Here is a 311-nt window from a genome sequence, read left to right as displayed (position 1 = left end):
TAGAGCCATAAAGCGGTATCGGCAATATCTTGCGGCTGGATAAACTCGACATTCTCATAAACCTCGGCCGCACGCTGGTCGTCGCCTTTGAAACGAACGTTGGAAAACTCGGTATCGCCGCATAAACCCGGTTCGATATTGGTAATGCGGATGTTTTTGTCTGCCAATTCGGCGCGCAGGTTCATACTGAATTGGCGCACAAAAGCCTTGGTCGCGCCATAGACATTACTGCCGGAATAAGCATAACTGCCGGCAATCGAACCCAAATTGATGATGTAGCCCTGTTTGCGCGCTACCATTTGCGGCAAAAT

General features: G+C 49.8%; 1 protein-coding gene. It reads right to left on the bottom strand.

Annotation, left to right across the window (positions count from 1 at the left end; translation table 11 throughout):
• Nucleotides 1–311, bottom strand: a 311-nt coding sequence (locus ACTHSP_RS23435) for an SDR family NAD(P)-dependent oxidoreductase (protein ID WP_440347173.1), incomplete at both ends; no start/stop codon positions are given.

Source organism: Neisseria sp. P0001.S005 (assembly GCF_051963715.1).
This window is presented reverse-complemented; position numbering and strand designations above follow the sequence as displayed.